The 15,988-nt window shown below is 34.5% G+C and carries 17 protein-coding genes; 8 read left to right on the forward strand and 9 right to left on the reverse strand.

Features of this window, described 5'->3' with window-relative positions; all coding sequences use genetic code 11:
• The 3 genes from J2W95_RS09980 to J2W95_RS09990 all read right to left on the reverse strand — a co-directional run bounded on the left by J2W95_RS09980 (position 1) and on the right by J2W95_RS09990 (position 2,513).
• Positions 1-1,338 carry a TolC family protein gene (locus J2W95_RS09980; RefSeq protein WP_310006503.1) on the reverse strand — a complete coding sequence of 446 codons (1,338 nt, stop codon included), beginning with the start codon at positions 1,336-1,338 and terminating at the stop codon, positions 1-3.
• Positions 1,338-1,934, reverse strand: a complete 597-nt coding sequence (locus tag J2W95_RS09985; protein ID WP_310006505.1) for a TetR/AcrR family transcriptional regulator — start codon at positions 1,932-1,934, stop codon at positions 1,338-1,340. Before J2W95_RS09985 ends, J2W95_RS09980 begins: the two co-directional genes overlap by 1 nt.
• A gap of 69 nt (positions 1,935-2,003) precedes the next feature.
• The gene (locus J2W95_RS09990) at positions 2,004-2,513 is read right to left on the reverse strand and encodes a YceI family protein (RefSeq protein WP_310006507.1); all 510 of its coding nucleotides are present in this window, start codon (positions 2,511-2,513) and stop codon (positions 2,004-2,006) included.
• A gap of 306 nt (positions 2,514-2,819) precedes the next feature.
• On the opposite strand from J2W95_RS09990, the gene J2W95_RS09995 reads away from it, so the two are divergent.
• The 6 genes from J2W95_RS09995 to J2W95_RS10020 all read left to right on the forward strand — a co-directional run bounded on the left by J2W95_RS09995 (position 2,820) and on the right by J2W95_RS10020 (position 6,653).
• Positions 2,820-3,371 (forward strand): dihydrofolate reductase family protein, encoded by a 552-nt coding sequence (locus J2W95_RS09995; protein ID WP_310006509.1) that lies wholly within the window; start codon positions 2,820-2,822, stop codon positions 3,369-3,371.
• 155 nt (positions 3,372-3,526) lie between these two features.
• On the forward strand, positions 3,527-4,123 hold the full coding sequence (locus J2W95_RS10000; protein ID WP_310006511.1) for a dihydrofolate reductase family protein: 597 nt from the start codon (positions 3,527-3,529) through the stop codon (positions 4,121-4,123).
• Positions 4,124-4,180: 57 nt separating this feature from the next.
• On the forward strand, positions 4,181-4,660 hold the full coding sequence (locus J2W95_RS10005; RefSeq protein WP_310006513.1) for a DinB family protein: 480 nt from the start codon (positions 4,181-4,183) through the stop codon (positions 4,658-4,660).
• A 19-nt stretch (positions 4,661-4,679) separates the two neighbouring features.
• A complete protein-coding gene (locus J2W95_RS10010; protein WP_310006514.1) occupies positions 4,680-5,105 on the forward strand; it encodes a VOC family protein in 426 nt (141 codons plus the stop codon).
• 63 nt (positions 5,106-5,168) lie between these two features.
• Positions 5,169-5,498 carry a putative quinol monooxygenase gene (locus tag J2W95_RS10015; protein WP_310006516.1) on the forward strand — a complete coding sequence of 110 codons (330 nt, stop codon included), beginning with the start codon at positions 5,169-5,171 and terminating at the stop codon, positions 5,496-5,498.
• A gap of 201 nt (positions 5,499-5,699) precedes the next feature.
• The gene (locus tag J2W95_RS10020; RefSeq protein ID WP_310006518.1) at positions 5,700-6,653 is read left to right on the forward strand and encodes a CorA family divalent cation transporter; all 954 of its coding nucleotides are present in this window, start codon (positions 5,700-5,702) and stop codon (positions 6,651-6,653) included.
• Between the two features lie 126 nt (positions 6,654-6,779).
• Here J2W95_RS10020 and J2W95_RS10025 read toward each other — a convergent pair whose 3' ends face one another.
• From J2W95_RS10025 to J2W95_RS10045, 5 genes are all read right to left on the reverse strand, one after another.
• Positions 6,780-9,956, reverse strand: coding sequence for an efflux RND transporter permease subunit (locus J2W95_RS10025; RefSeq protein WP_310006520.1), 3,177 nt, complete (start codon positions 9,954-9,956; stop codon positions 6,780-6,782).
• A gap of 64 nt (positions 9,957-10,020) precedes the next feature.
• Positions 10,021-11,085 (reverse strand): efflux RND transporter periplasmic adaptor subunit, encoded by a 1,065-nt coding sequence (locus J2W95_RS10030; protein ID WP_310006522.1) that lies wholly within the window; start codon positions 11,083-11,085, stop codon positions 10,021-10,023.
• 6 nt (positions 11,086-11,091) lie between these two features.
• Positions 11,092-12,426, reverse strand: coding sequence for a TolC family protein (locus J2W95_RS10035; RefSeq protein ID WP_310006524.1), 1,335 nt, complete (start codon positions 12,424-12,426; stop codon positions 11,092-11,094).
• Positions 12,427-12,433: 7 nt separating this feature from the next.
• A complete protein-coding gene (locus J2W95_RS10040; protein ID WP_310006526.1) occupies positions 12,434-13,030 on the reverse strand; it encodes a TetR/AcrR family transcriptional regulator in 597 nt (198 codons plus the stop codon).
• Between the two features lie 102 nt (positions 13,031-13,132).
• Positions 13,133-13,654 carry a YceI family protein gene (locus J2W95_RS10045; protein WP_310006528.1) on the reverse strand — a complete coding sequence of 174 codons (522 nt, stop codon included), beginning with the start codon at positions 13,652-13,654 and terminating at the stop codon, positions 13,133-13,135.
• A 273-nt stretch (positions 13,655-13,927) separates the two neighbouring features.
• Between J2W95_RS10045 and J2W95_RS10050 the strand changes: the two genes are divergently transcribed.
• Positions 13,928-14,902, forward strand: coding sequence for a polyprenyl synthetase family protein (locus J2W95_RS10050; RefSeq protein ID WP_310006530.1), 975 nt, complete (start codon positions 13,928-13,930; stop codon positions 14,900-14,902).
• A gap of 30 nt (positions 14,903-14,932) precedes the next feature.
• Entirely contained in the window at positions 14,933-15,286 is a 354-nt protein-coding gene (locus J2W95_RS10055) for a hypothetical protein (protein ID WP_310006532.1), read from the forward strand.
• 94 nt (positions 15,287-15,380) lie between these two features.
• Here the strand turns inward: J2W95_RS10055 and J2W95_RS10060 are convergent, their stop codons facing one another.
• Positions 15,381-15,932, reverse strand: coding sequence for a hypothetical protein (locus J2W95_RS10060; RefSeq protein ID WP_310006534.1), 552 nt, complete (start codon positions 15,930-15,932; stop codon positions 15,381-15,383).
• Between the last annotated feature and the right edge of the window lie 56 nt (positions 15,933-15,988).

A 15,988-nucleotide genomic window follows, 5' to 3' on the forward strand; every position in this document is an offset into this window, starting at 1 on the left:
TTATTTGGTTGTTATTTTTTCTAAACTGGCTCTTTTGTTGATGATATCTACCATTGTCTGCAGGTATTTTTGTTGGGCGGTGTACAATTGACGTTGCGCATCATTGAAATCAAAACTGGTGGAAAGTCCCTCTGTGAATTTGATTTGCTGTTTTCTCTCAATTCTTTCAGCCAAATTCAAATTGCTTTTCGCAGTTTCATAATCGGCTATGCTGTATTCATATTCTGTTTTTGCGGTAGCATATTGCAATTTCAGTTTTTGCTCCGTTTCGCTTAATGTGGTTTTTGCCTGATCCAAAGCAATTTTTGCCTGCTGTGTTCTAGAACTTCTAGCCAAACTGCTGAATATTGGAATATTCAAACTAAGTCCTAGATTCGAATAGTTAAACCAGTTTTGATTTTTACTAAAAAAATCAAACTCATCTTTAAAAGCGGTGTATCCAAAATTGACATTGGCGGCTAATGAAGGCAAGGCTTTGCTTCTTTCAAGTTTATATTCTAATGTCCTTTGTTCTTCAAAATTGGTGGCTATTCTATAATCGATATTGCTGTTCACATCAAATTCTGTATTAGAAAAAGAAAGATCCATATTTTGAACAGTCAAAATATCTAATTTATCAGTCAATGTGATTTGGTCATTAATGTCAATACCCAAATTGATTTTAAGCATTTTATATGTAATGTCTAGCAAACGCTTGTTGTAGTTTAAGGTGCTTTCTAATGAGGCTAGATTTATTTCCAGCTGTTCAACGCTTTCTTCTTCGATTAAACCATTTTTATAAGTTGCTCTAGTGTCGTTTAGCGTTTTTTGTAGTGAAGAAATATTCTTTTCAAGGATAGCTATGTTTTCTTGCGCCAATAGAACGTTGCCATAAGAATTGATTATCATTTCCTTGATGTCGATATCCGATCTTTTTTTGGCATTTTCATAGTAGGCCAAATAGGTTTTGGAAGCTTGAAGTGCTACTATATAAGAACCGTCAAAAATAAGCTGGCTCAATGTAGAGCGGGCAACCATGTTGTATTTAGTTCCAAAAGCTACTTCGGCATAAGTTCCGGGTTCTCCACCAAAGAATTCGGCTGGCACTACTGATTTTTGCAGCACAAAATTATTGGTAAAATCTGCTCCGGCATTAATCTGTGGTAATCCCATAGCAGTAGTTTCCCATTTTTTTTCTTTGGCAGCTTCAATATCCCGACCAGAATTGATGGCCGAGTAATTGTATTCAAGCGCGTGGTCTATGGCTTGCTGTAACGTGAAGGAGTAACTCTTCTTCGAGTCTTGGCCATTGACACACAGGGCAAAAAAGGTGAGGGTTAAAATGAAAATATTCTTCATTATGTGTTGGTTTTAAGTAGTTGTTTTTCAAGTTCGGCGATTCCTTTTAGTGTAGCCATAGCTCTGGTGTGGTATTCCAGTGCCTGAAGTTCCAGTTTTGTCGCATCTCTTTCAGAAATTGTATTCTCCTTGATGCTAAAAATTAAGGAGTAATAAAATTTTACATAAGTTTCGACATTAAGGTCTTTTCGATATAAATCCTGTTGAATTCCTTTTTGTATGTTTTGTGTAAAACACATATTACATTGATCCAATTCTCTACTCATTACTTTTTGGTAGATTTCAGGATAATGTTTTTTTAATTGATACAAAGGTGAAGTGTCTGCAACTTTGAACATTTCCTTGAACATTTTCCGAATCTCAAAATTCTCTTCAATTGCATTGTGATCTTTGGCAACAATTGTATTTATGACTTCATGTACGGTTTTGTGAACCATTTCCGTGCTTTCTTCGATCAATATTTCTTTGTTGCAAAAATATTTGTAAATCGTTTTTTTGGAAATGCACATTTCACCTGCAATATCATCCATAGTGACACTTTTAAAACCAAGTTTTAAAAATAAATCACTTGCTTTGGATATGATTTTATCTTTCATTTAATTATGTGGTATTTTGCTGTAGGTTAGTTTTTTATTGGAAAATTATTAATATGGTTTCTATTTATTTTATTGATGAACGAATTCTAAATTGGCTATAAGTTTAATGTCGGAACCAACTGGGTATCCACCATGATTGAAATAGGCATTATAGTTAAGTCCAAAGTCTTTTCGGTTGATATTTCCTGTGATTTCAAATGATGCTTTTTCAACTCCATTATAGTTGTTGTAACCAATGAATTCTGTGTCCAATTCTACTTCTTTTGTAATGTTTTTGATAGTCAAATGTCCTTTTAGAAAATTGATATTTTTATTTATTTTTTGAAAAGAAGTCGATTTGAATTGAATAACGGGAGTTTCATCATAGTCAAAAAAGTCTATTAATTTCAAGTCTGAGTTTTTGCTCTTGTCGTTCGCTTTCAAAGAAAATTCAATAAAGGCATCTTCGACTTCGTTGTTTTGTATAGCAACGTGTCCTTTAAAATTATTTTTGGATCCAGACATGTAGTCAATCAATGAATATCTCGTCTTTATCAACACGTCTGATTCGTTGGAATCAATTTCCCATTCGTTTTTCATGTTTTCTGTTTTGTAATAATTTTGCAATACAAATATAGATTGGAAACTTTAAAAACAAAATAAGTTTCCATTATTTTTTTTACGGATAGTGTTAAAAATTAAGTAATTAGCTTTTGATTGTTACAGCACTAAAACTTATTTGTAACTTTATTTCCTAATTTTAGATTTAAAACACAACTAATTGTTTGTCAGACTAAACTACCCAAAATAGGGGCAGTAGTGATTTTATAAGAGCTATAAACGAGTTTGCGGTCATTGTAAGATATTCGCAAATAACCAACAACAAATGACAATTAAGGACAAGATATGAGAAAGATAATTGCTGCAATCAATATGACACTTGACGGGGTTTTCGATCATACGGCAGGCCAGCCAGATGAAGAAATACATCAGCATTATACTGAACTATTAAGAGAAGGGGATGCGATTCTATACGGCAGAATAACCTATCAACTTATGCAATATTGGCAAACTCTGATTAAAAATCCTTCAGGTGAAAAATCAATGGACGACTTTGCTATAGCTATTGACAAAATTCCAAAAATTGTCTTTTCGCATACGCTGAAAAATACAGATTGGGACAGTGCAAAATTGTCAAATCAACCGATTGAAAAAGAAGTTTTAGAACTCAAACAACAATCTGGTGCACCCATTTTTGTCGGCAGTCGGAGTTTAATTATCCAGCTAATGAAACTTAATTTGATTGATGAATATCAATTTTGTGTTTACCCTGTTATAGCGGGTGCAGGTTTACCGTTATTTGAAAATGTAAACGATAGGACTGTTTTTAAACTCGTAAAGACTAAAACCTTTAGTGGTGGTGCAGTAATACTTTACTACGAACCGAAAAGTGAATAAAAACAATGAACCGCTAACAGGGTTTTGGAGTAAAGGCAGATGATGTGCTACTATTAAAATTGTTTAGGACAACAATAAATCTGCAGCCTCTATGATTGTCACATTCGTATACATTGACATTGTGTTTTTTGTTTAGAACTCAAATTATAATAATCATGAGAAAAATAATTGTTTTGTCTTTTATTTCATTAGATGGAGTAATGCAAGCACCCGGTGGACCTGAGGAAGATCCATCAAAAGGCTTTAAATATGGCGGTTGGAGTGCGCCGTATGATGATGAAGTTGGGGGCAAGGTGGTGCAAAAAGAACTGGAACAACCTGTAGATTATCTTTTAGGAAGGAAAACATTTGAGATTTGGGAAGCCTACTGGCCTGAACACGCGGAATATTGGCCTGGTATCAATGATGGCACAAAATACGTGCTGTCCAATACCGTTACAACATCAGACTGGAAGAACACTGTGTTTATCGAAAGTTTGGAAGATATAAAAAAGCTCAAAAATTCAAAGGGTTTTGATATTCAAGTTTGGGGTAGCAGTAAACTTATTCAACTGTTACTTAAGAATGATTTGGTGGACGAACTTAGCCTCAAAATTCACCCATTGATTCTTGGCGTAGGAAAAAAGTTGTTTGATGATGGTTCAATTCCGGCAGCCTATACTTTAACAAAGAGTTTGGTTACGCCGACCGGAGTGATCTTAGCCAATTACAAGCGTGCTGGAGAAGTTGAGACAGGTACGATGGGAGCTTAAGGAGAGATGAAATTTAAAAGAACTATTTATAACAACTCAAAAAATAAAATTAATAAGATGGCAACAACAGAATTATTTCTAAAAATGACATTCGACAGATGGTATGGATCCATTACGAATTTGAATGCAATTCTTAGTAACTTAACTGACGAAACTTTGCAAAAAGAAATTGCACCGGGCAAAAACAGAGGAGTTTATTTATTGGGACATTTAATTGCAGTGCACGACGAAATGCTGAAACTATTAGATTTGGGCGAAAAGCTTTATCCCGAATTGTATGAGCCGTTTATTAAATCGCCTGACAAAGTAGTAACGCAAATTCCAACGGCAGCAGAATTGAGAAGTTTTTGGACTAAACAATGTGAAGTGTTAAAGCAAAAATTTGACAGTTTGAAACCGGAAGAATGGTTTGAAAAACATACCGCAGTATCTGCCGAAGATTTTGTCAATGAACCGCATCGCAATAAGTTAAATATCATTATCACCAGAACATCCCATTTGCAATACCATTCAGGTCAGCTAGTATTGCTTAAATAAATTTAAAAAAATAGAAATTATGGCACTTATCAATCCTCACGTTAACTTCAACGGAAATGCCGAAGAAGCATTTAATTTTTACAAATCAGTATTTGGTGGAGAGTTCGAAAGAATTGTTCGTTTCAAAGAGATGTCGAACGATGAATATCCAATACCAGAAAAGGAAGCAAATAAAATAATGCACATTGCTTTATCTATTGGTCAAAATTTTTTAATGGGCAATGATGTTCCAGAAAGTATGGGGCCAGTAAATGAAAATGAAAACAGATCTAAAATATCTATTAGTGCAGGAAGTCGTGAAGAAGCCGACAAGCTGTTTAACGGACTTTCGGCAGGCGGAAATGTTGAATACCCTATTGGTGACAGCCCTTGGGGTTCTTATTTTGGAATGTTTAGAGATAAATACGGTATTGAATGGATGGTGGATTTTGTTTCCAAAACATAACCGCCAGCATCGTACAAACGATTTGAATACGCATTATCGGGTAATCTTAATAAAAAGGAAATTATGATAAAAGACAACAATCAAAAAAATCTAATTGTTCTTGTTCAATACAAAGCACTACCATTAAAGAGGGGAGAAGTTATCGCTGGCTTAACTGAACTAATAGAAAATGTGAAACTTGAACCACATTTTGTAAATATCAAACTGCATGTTGATTCAAAAGATGAATCTAAGATTTTACTTTATGAAGAATGGGGCGATGAAACTTATTATAATACTACTCATATGACAACGCCACATCTACAAAAATTCATAGGAGATTCAAGAACATTTTTAGCAGGCCCACCAGAAATTTCACAATGGAAAATTGAAAAAGAGTTTAAATCTAAATAATGTTTCAGGAGTTAACAGCTAAGGTTTGAAACTCTGATGTCCGATAGCGTGGATTTGCAATCCGTGCCACAAAGTATATCGATAAAGTGAGCGTGATAAAAATAACAATGATAAAAACAAGTTGAACTTGATAATTGGAATGGGCACGGATTACAAATCCACGCTAACCTAATTATTAGAACATTTTAATAAAAGTAAATTATGATAGAAATTCTATTGAAGAACAAAGAATTTATCAAAGTAAATAGGCCTAGTGAAATTCTGGATCAGAATTTGGATTTTCATGTAATGCAATTTATTGATTACACAGATGAAGAAATAAACTGGGTTGAAGAAAAGTTTGGAGTCGATTTTTCGGTAATGAAACATTATGAGGACATCGAGATCAGTTCTCACTTTTTGTCAAATGATAATGAAGTGTCTTTTCATATTTCAATTCCTTATTACGACGAGGATAAAAAGCTGATTGAATCGCCTGTTTTCTTTATAATTTCTTCCAAAGGTCTTTTTTTCTTCTCCAACTCGGGAGTGGATCTTTTTTTCAATAAAACGTATTCATATAAATTTTTACAATTACAACAATTAATAGATACAAAGACTATTTTAAAATTCCAGATTGAATTCATCTCCGACTATTTCGCCGATATTACTGAGAGCGAAACCAAAAAGGTAAAGGCTCTCGCGAGTACCATCTTATTGGAGAAAAAATTCTCTGCAGAAGTTATGGATCTTATCACAAGATATAATTTCAACAATTTGCTCTTGAAAGAATGTTTACTTGAAACTACGCGAGTCTTCAACTTGTATAAGAAAAGTTCTTGGCAGCAAAAAAATGATATAAAAGAAACCATTGAATCGGAACTCAATGATTTATCTGTAGTTTCGGATTACATCCAATTTAATTTTGACCGCTTAGATGACCTAAAGGAAAATGTGTCGAATAAAATTGATTTGGAACAAAATCATATTTTCAAAACGCTTACCGTGGTTACGGTTTGTATCTCTCTGCCAACATTTATTGCGGGACTTTATGGGATGAATTTTGAGAATATGCCTGAACTTCGAGCGCATTTTGGATATCCTTTGGCAGTAATTGCAATGGTATTTGCGGCTGTCTTGCCTTATATCTATTTTAAGAGAAAAAAATGGTTGTAGATTATTTTGAATCGAAAAAATGAGCGCCGAACAAGGGTTTCTGGTTTTTCGCTCGTGAATACTGACAATAAAAAAGGACTTTCAAATATATTGAAAGCCCTTTTTGAATTAGTAAGCAACCTATTTTTAAACCGTATGCTTTGGATTGAAACCATCCTCGCTTAGTTCTTTGTGATCATAATCGGCAACCATTTCTGCCTCATAATCCACTTTTTCTCCTTTAGATAATCTAGCTTTGATTTTCTCCATGATTTCATAAATCACAGGAACGATAATCAAGGTTAGGAATAAAGATGAAATCAATCCACCAATAATTACCCAAGCCAAACCAGTTTTCCATTCCGCACCCGCTCCAGAAGCCAATGCAATTGGGAACATACCGAAAACCATCGCAATTGTCGTCATCAAAATTGGACGAAGACGAGCGTGATTAGCTTGAATCAATGCCCTTCTGATGCTTTCTCCAGCAGCTCTTCTTTGGTTGGTGTAATCCACAAGCATAATCGCATTTTTACACACCAGACCAATCAACATAATGATACCCAAAATGGTGAAAATATTCAGTGTTTTATTGGTTAAAGCCAATGCTAATAAAGCCCCAATAAACGAAAGTGGAATAGCAAACAATACTACAAATGGGTGCATAAAACTGTCATACAAACCAACCATTACAAGGTAAACCAAGATGATAGCGGCCAATAAAGCGATTCCCAAAGTACCAAAACCTTCGCTTTGGTTTTCTTGGTCTCCACCCCAGATGTAATCTACACCAACCGGCTTTTTAAGCTTGTCTAATTTAGCTTGCCATTGCGTTACGATTGTTCCAGTTGGAACCCCAACATTTTGACCTTGCACCGTTACCGAAGCCGATTTGTCGCGACGCTCCAATTGGCTCGGTCCTGAACCTTCAGTAATAGCAGCAAATTGAGACAATTTAATTTGTTGACCAGCATTATTGATGAAAATTAGATTACTAACATCAGTAATATTTTTTCTGTCAAAAGCATTGTATTTAATGTTGATGTCATATTCGTATTCACCAGCTCTAAATTTACCGTCTGTGTTTCCGCTATAAGCTGTTTGCATCGTCATACCTACTGTTTGTAGCGTTAGTCCCAATGCAGCCATTTTATCACGATCCACATGTACGTCGATTTCTGGATTTCCATCTTCAACGGTCAATTTAATTTCGGTTGCTCCTGGAATGCTACGCAATTCAGCTTCGGCTAATTTGGCAAAAGCCATGGCAACTTCGGTAGAAGGTCCTGTTACAATCAATCCAAGTTTTGCATTTTCGGCAGTACCTAAAATACCAACCGGAACTGTTTTTACTTTGGCACCGACTAACACTTTTTCTAATTTACGTTTGATTTTTGCTGCGTAAACAGCTGCATCATCTGAACGTTCTGATTTCTCAATCATTTTTACGTCAATCTCCGCTTTGTATGCGGTAGCTTGCGCGCCTCCCATACCTTCACTCGTTTGTCCTACAGTCGTAATTTGACTATGAACGTACTCTTGATTTTTCAAATAAGCTTCTGCTTTTTGCGTCATGAAGTTGGTTTGTTCCAATGAAGCATCTTTTGGCATTTCGATTTGAACTAAGAATTCACCACTATCGGATGAGGCAAAGAATTCACCTCCAATAAATCCACCACCAAATAAACTGAATATGGTTCCGAAAAACAAAATTAAAACTACTCCAATTGTTTTGATATAATGATCCAAACACCAGTTCAATAAATTGGAAACCCAGTCTGTAAAACGAGTTAATAAACTTTCGAATCCAAGAATAGTTTTTCCGAACAAGTTTTTCCCTTCAATATGTTCTAGTTTTCCAAAACGAGAAGACAACCACGGAATGATAGTAAACGAAGCCAACAATGAAAATAATGTGGATATAATTACAGTAACACAAAACTGCGTAATGATATTAGAAACCAATCCTGAACTCATCGCGATTGGTAAAAACACCACCACAATTACCAATGTAATCGAAGTTACAGTTCCACCAATTTCGGCAGTACCGTCATAGGATGCACGAATACGACTTTTACCCATTTCCATGTGCCTGTAGATATTTTCCAATACCACAATTGCATCATCGACCAGAATACCAACTACAAGAGAAAGTCCTAATAAACTCATCAAGTTCAATGTGTATCCTAAAAGATAGATTCCGATAAAAGTTGCAATTAACGAAGCAGGAATCGAAACCATTACGATTAACGAGTTACGAATACTGTGAAGGAAGAACAACATTACAAAGGCAACCAAAACTACCGCAATCATTAAATCGTGAAGTACAGAATCTGCTGCTTCAAGAGTATAAATCGCACTATCTTTTGCTATTTCTAATTTTAATTCATTGATTTTATAATCCGCTTCCAGTTTACTAACCGTTTGTTTCAATTGCTCACTTACCGCAACGGCATTCGCATCAGATTGTTTGATTACCGTTAAAATAATGGCGCTTTTTTGATCGACACGAGAGATTTTCTCGGCAATTTTTTGAGCATCCTGTACATCGGCAATGTCTTGCAAACGGATTTCAATTCCGCCTTTAGAAGAAACAACTAAGTTTCTTAATTCGTCAACATTCTTGTATTTTCCGGCAAGACGAATTAATATTTTTTGGTCACGAGTTTGAATGTTTCCTGTTGGGAAATCCAAGTTGGATGACAAAATAATTTGCTGTACTTGCGGTACAGAAAGTCCGTAACCTTGCATTTTTACAGCATCAAGATTTACTTGAATTTCACGTTCTTGACCACCAATAATATTTACCTGCGCCACACCCGTTACACGAGATAAAACGGGAGCAATTTTTTTATCAATCAAATCATAAAAAGCTGCTTCGTCCATTTTTCCGTTGGCACCAATGGTCATAATTGGTAAGTCGCTCAACGAGAATTTAGATAAAGATGGTGTTTTGGCATCATCGGGTAAATCACTGATGATGGAATTGATTTTTCGTTGCGCATCGTTCATCGAAATATCAATTTTTGCTTGTGATGTCAACGTAACGGTAACTACAGACAAACTTTCGTAAGATTTAGAATCAATCTTTTTGATATTTTCCAAAGATGCGATGGCATCCTCCACTTTTTTCGTAACTGTGTTTTCTACCTCACTTGGAGAAGCTCCAGGATAAACGGTTGAAATGGCGATTACGTTTTGTTCGAATTTAGGAATCAATTCATAGCCCAATTGGCTATAGCTGAACAGTCCCCCAAGGGTAAGAATCGTAAATAATACAATTATTATCGACGGACGTTTTATGGATATTTCTGCTAATTTCATATTTTTGGTTTTTGGCTTTAGGCAATAAGCTTAATGCTTATGGCTTATAGCTTAGTGCTTTTGATTACTTAATAACTTCTACTGCATTACCGTCTTGCAGGTTAATTTGTCCTGTAATAATTACAGTTTCTCCATCAGATAATCCGTCAACTATTTCTACTTGTTCTCCTATAATTCTTCCAGAAGTAACTTTTTTCAATTTAGCGATTCCGTTTTCTACAACAAAAACTTCGTTACTGCTCACACTTCCTACGAAAGCGTTTCTAGGAACTACTTTTAAATGTTGTTTTTGTTTAGAACCAAAATTAGCAGTCCCGTACATACCCGCTTTTAAGCTTTTATCAGCATTGTTTGAGATTTCAATTTCAATTGGGAAATTCAAGCTTTCATCTGCTTTTGCAGCAATAAAAGTAATTTTTCCTGCAAATGTTTTATCTGGAAATACGCTTGAAGTTACATTTATCGTGTTTCCTAATTTCAAGCTTGCTACTTGGCTTTCGTTTACACTAACAGTAAGTTTTAATTTAGAAACGTTCACGATTTCAAACATTGCAGTTGCTGGCATTCCCGCTAAAATAGAACCTGGCTCAATGAATTTTTTATTAATAAATCCGCTAATAGGAGCTTTTACTTTGGTATCTCCAACGTTGATGTTTGCTTGTTTCAAGCTGTTAGTAGCGTTGGTCAAAGCCAATTTTGCCTGATCTAATTGTTGTTTGGTAACTCCACCCGAATTATAAGCATTTTGATAACGGTCATAATCAGATTTTGCATTGTCATAAGCTGCTTTTGCTGTTTGGGCATTAACGTTTATAACATCACTTCTAACGATTAGCATTGCTTGTCCAACATTTACATAATCACCTTCTTTTACCAAAACACTGATTACTTTACCTGATTTTTCAGCAGAAAAAGTCAATTCTTGGATTGGCTGAAAATTTCCGTTGGCTAAGAAATCCAATGAAAGATCTTCAGTTTTTACTTGAGCCGTTTTTACGGATACAGATGCATTTTTTTCAGCAACAATATCAGTTTTAGCTATGTTTTCTGCTTTATTCTTATTCAATTTAACAGCAATAAGTGCTAATGCTCCTAAAATAACGACTACTATTATTATATTTTTTTTCATTTTGTTTTAGTTTGTTAGGGTTTTAAGTTCTCCTTTAGTTTTGATTAATGTTATTTCTGCAATTTTATAAGCTAATATTGCTCTTGTATAATTGTTTTCTGCTTCTATATTGGCAGTTTGTGCGTCCAATAAATCAGTCAAAGAGGCAAGCCCTTGTAAATAATTGTTTTTGGTGTTTTTCAATATATTTTCAGCCAAAATCATATTTTCTTTTTGATTTTTAATGGTTATAATGTTATTCTCAATTTGAGTTTTGGCATTTATGTATTCTAAATCAAGGGAAAGTTGCGTGTCTTTGATGTCTTCTTGTTGTCTTCTGATGTCTACGTCAGCTTGTCTTACTCTAGCGCGTGTTCCAAATCCAGTAAAAATTGGAACTTTTAAATTTAATCCAACCGAAGAGTAATCCGACCAATAGACGCCATCTGCAGGTTTTGCAAAAAGGGGTACTTCTGGACCTTGACCTAAGAAATTATATCCAGCTACTAATGAAAGTGTTGGGTAATATTCCGCTTCAACTGCAGTTTTTTGGAACTCCAATAACTCCTCTTGTTTTTTCATGAGTAAGTATTCAGATCTGTTTGCAGTATTTGGTGCTTCTGCCAAGACTTGTGGAGAAACTTCAAATTGGGTTCTTGGGATTTCAATTTTTGTTTCAATTGGCATTCCCATATAAAATTTCAATGCGTTTTCTTGTAGCTGAACCTGGTTTCTTACTTGCTCGCGATCAGTATCTATATTGTACATTTTTACAACGATACGATCTAGATCAATTTTTTTGGCTAAACCATTGTCAAATTGCCCTTTTACGATGTTGCGAACTTTTGCAGTATTTGCATAATTACTATCTATTAAAGTCAATCTTTCTCTTAATACATAGACATTGTAATAACTAGTGGCAACTCTTTCAATTACTTGTTCTTCTGTTAATTGATTATTTAATTGATAAAACTCACGAGTCGTTTGAGCTGCTCTCAAACCTGTGAAAACAGATTGGTCAAAAAGCGTTTGTGAGAGTGAAACTCCAGCTCCCGAAGTCCATTTTTGTCCAAAAGCAACTTGAATCGATTGTCCAGGCTGTCCAAACATTGCACCGTCTAGTACATTAGTTTGTAACACTGGATTGTAAATTAAACTTCCGTTTGCCGAGATTTGTGGCAAAGCTCTGGAACGTATTTCTTCTATTTGGTAATTGTTATTTTCAATATCTAATTTTGCTTTTTTAGCATCCGCCTTATTTACCAACGCGTAATTTACAGCGTCCTTTAAGGTTAAAGTTTGTACCTGTGCATTGGCTGTGAGTCCAATTGAGCACAGAAGTAATAGGGTTATTTTTTTCATTGATTGTTTATATATTAGCGTTTTGCATTTGTTTTTCTAATTCGATGATTCCTGCTGGTGTTGCCATGGCTCTAGTATGATACTCTAAAGCTTCAAGTTCTAATTCCTGTGATTCTTTTTCAGAACTCGTCATTCCGTGAATACTGAAAATAAGGTTGTAATAAAATTTAACATAGATGTCGATGTCCAAATTTTCTCGGTACAAACCCTGTTCAATCCCTTTTTCAATATTTTGTTTAAAGACGGTGTTGCATTCGTTTATTTCCCTAGACATTACTTTGTCATAGATTTCAGGGTAATGCTTTTTCAATTGATGAGCTGGTGAAGTTTCCCCAGATTTAAACATTTCTTTGAACATCTTTTTGATTTCAAAATTTTCTTTGATAGCATTATAGTTTTTTGCAGCGATTGTATCAATGCTTTCATGAATGGTTTTATGAACCATCTCAGTGCTTTCCGCGATAAGGATTTCTTTATTGCAGAAAAACTTGTAGATCGTTTTTTTTGATATGCACATTTCGTTTGCAATATCATCCATGGTTACGCTCTTAAAACCGATTTTTAAGAAGAGTTCCGTTGCTTTTGAAATAATTTTATCTTTCATTTTTATGAGTAACTTATTGTAACTTAAATTAAATAATACAGTAAAAGTTAGTTGTTAAAAGATTTTGGGCTGTTTAATATGTTTTTTTGAGTATTTTTTTTCCTAATGTGTAAATTCTAAGTTGGCAATAAGTTTAATGTCTTTGCTGATAGGGTAGCCCCCATTTGGCGAAAGGATATTGTAATTCAGTCCAAATTCTTTACGGTTGATGTTTCCCGTAATTTCAAAAGAAGCTTTTTGAACGCCATTGTAGTTGTTGAAGCCGATAAATTCGGTATCCAATTCAACCACTTTGGTAATGTTTTTGATTGTCAAAAAGCCTTTCAAAAAGTTTATGTTTTTATTGATCTTCTGAAATGATGTCGATTTGAATTGTATAAGCGGAGCTTCGTCTTCTTCAAAAAGATCAATGAATTTTAAATCCTTATTTGTTTGGTTGGAATTCAATTCTTTGTCATTCATATTTAGTGAAAATTCTATTGAAGCGTCTTCAACTTGGTCGTTTTCTATGGCAACGTGTCCTTTGAAATTGTTTTTGTTTCCGGGCATATAGCCAATAAGAGAACGTCTAGATTTTATTAACACATCTGATTCGTTTGAATCAATTTCCCATTCATTTTCCATGATTCTTCTTTTTAGTAATGTTCTTACTTGTGTTTGGTTTTGTGATATTTTGATTTTGCAAATGTATTTAGGAAACTTTGAACACCAATTAAGTTTCTAATGTTTTTGATTTTGCAAATGTAAACAGGAAACTTTAAATACCAATAAAGTTTCCTGTGTTTTTTTTAAATAATTTTATAAGCAAAAACTATGACTCTATTTTACTGATATTTGCAAAGCAATAATTCATATTTGAATTGTATCTTTGAGCCTCGCAAATCAGATTTTCATTTTATGCACGATATCAGTCAGTACCAAGATTTTTTTGTTAGTTATTTAAAAAAACAAAGCGTAAACAAAGAGCCTAAAAACTTATATGAACCTATTGAATACATTTTAGAACTTGGTGGCAAAAGAATGCGCCCGGTTCTGACTTTAATGACCTCAGAAATTTTTGATGCTGATTATAAAGAAGCACTTCCAGCGGCTATGGCGGTTGAGGTTTTTCATAATTTTTCGCTGGTTCATGACGATATTATGGATGATGCGCCTTTAAGAAGAGGTTCGTCAACTGTTCATGAAAAATGGGACATCAATACCGGAATCTTATCGGGTGATGCCATGCTGATTTTGGCTTATCAATATTTTGAACAATACGAACCAGTTGTTTTCAGAGATTTGGCTAAATTATTTAGCAAAACTGCCCTCGAAGTTTGTGAAGGCCAGCAATGGGATGTTGATTTTGAAACCCGAAAAGACGTTACCATTCCGGAATATCTCAAAATGATTGAATACAAAACAGCTGTTTTGGTGGCTGCTGCGATGAAAATGGGTGCTATTATTGCTAATACATCCGAAGAAAATGCCAATTTAATTTATGATTTCGGACTCAATTTAGGGTTGGCTTTTCAATTGCAAGATGATTATTTAGACGCTTTTGGTGATCCGGAAACTTTTGGGAAACAAGTAGGAGGGGACATTATCGAAAATAAAAAAACCTATTTGTATTTAAAAACATTAGAATTTTCAACTCCTGAAAAAGTTTTAGAAATAGAGGAATTATTCACCTTGCAATTAGATGAAAATACAGAGAAAATAGAAACGGTAAAAGCAATTTTTAACGAATCGGGAGCGTCAAAAGCAACTCAAGAAGCGATTAAAGAATATACATTTAAGGCATTTGAAACCTTAGAAAAGATGGATATCGAATTCTCTAAAAAAGAAATGCTAAGGACTTTTGGTGAAAACCTGATGGGGAGAAATGTATAATAATTGTCATGGAATTTTGAAATTGAAAATATGTTTATAGCACCCGCAAATACCGATTTACTACTTCAGGAAGCTAATAATGAAACGCTTTATGATAATTTGATTGTTCAATTGAATAAGGATTTTAATTTGGCTAATGAAGCAATTGATTTTCCAAAAAGTATTACTCCAGAGGAATTAAAAATTCAACTGCACGAGAAAATCTATAGACTCATTCAGTACAAATTTGCCGAGTATCTCAATTTACTATACATCATTGATGTTTCTGAAGAGGAAATCAAAAAACTAGATGGCTCCGATTTAGTGATTCTTGCAGAACAAGTCGCTTTTTTGATTTTAAAAAGAGAATGGCAAAAGGTTTGGTTTAGAAATAAGTATAAGTAAGTCTCTAAGAATCTAAGTTTCTGAGATGCTATGAGTTTGAAAGAGTCTTTTTGCCTTAGAAGCTTAGTGTCTCAGTAACTTAGCGACTTCAATGCTAAAAATAAGCCCTCACAAACGGAGTAAGTGCATCTCCATACACATTGTCATTTTCGTCAAATAATACATTATAGGCTAGTCCTACCGTTACATTTCCAGTGCGATAACCTGCTCCAAGGAACAAAGCAGTATTCCAAAAACTGTCAGTGTAGGCTCTTTGATCATAATAGGCATCGTAATGGTTATTAACATAGGATTCATTCAAATTTATCGAAAGCTGAATTTGAGGAATTGGATTGATATATGTCAAAAAACTTACGCCGTAAATTCCGGAATCGTAATATCCTTTGGAAGAAACGTAACTTCCCTGAAGACCTAAACCAACCGCCAAATAAGGATTCACGTTATAAATTGCACTCGGTGCAATTGAGATATCAGTGTATCCGCTGCCGAAACTCAATCCTAATCCACCCCCAAATTGTACATTTTCCCAAAAGGGACTTCTCGACTGCGGAGGTTGTTGGTATTGAGCTATTACGTTTTCGTAAAAGAATAAGGCCATAACCATCAAAAGAGTCTTTGTTAGGGAAGAAAAGGTGTATTTTTTCATGTTAGGCTGTTTTTTTTAACATAATTTTACGTAAAAGTACGTAAAAAAAAGATTTA

Origin of the sequence: Flavobacterium granuli (assembly GCF_031456055.1) — a bacterium.
Lineage (GTDB): Bacteria > Bacteroidota > Bacteroidia > Flavobacteriales > Flavobacteriaceae > Flavobacterium > Flavobacterium granuli_A.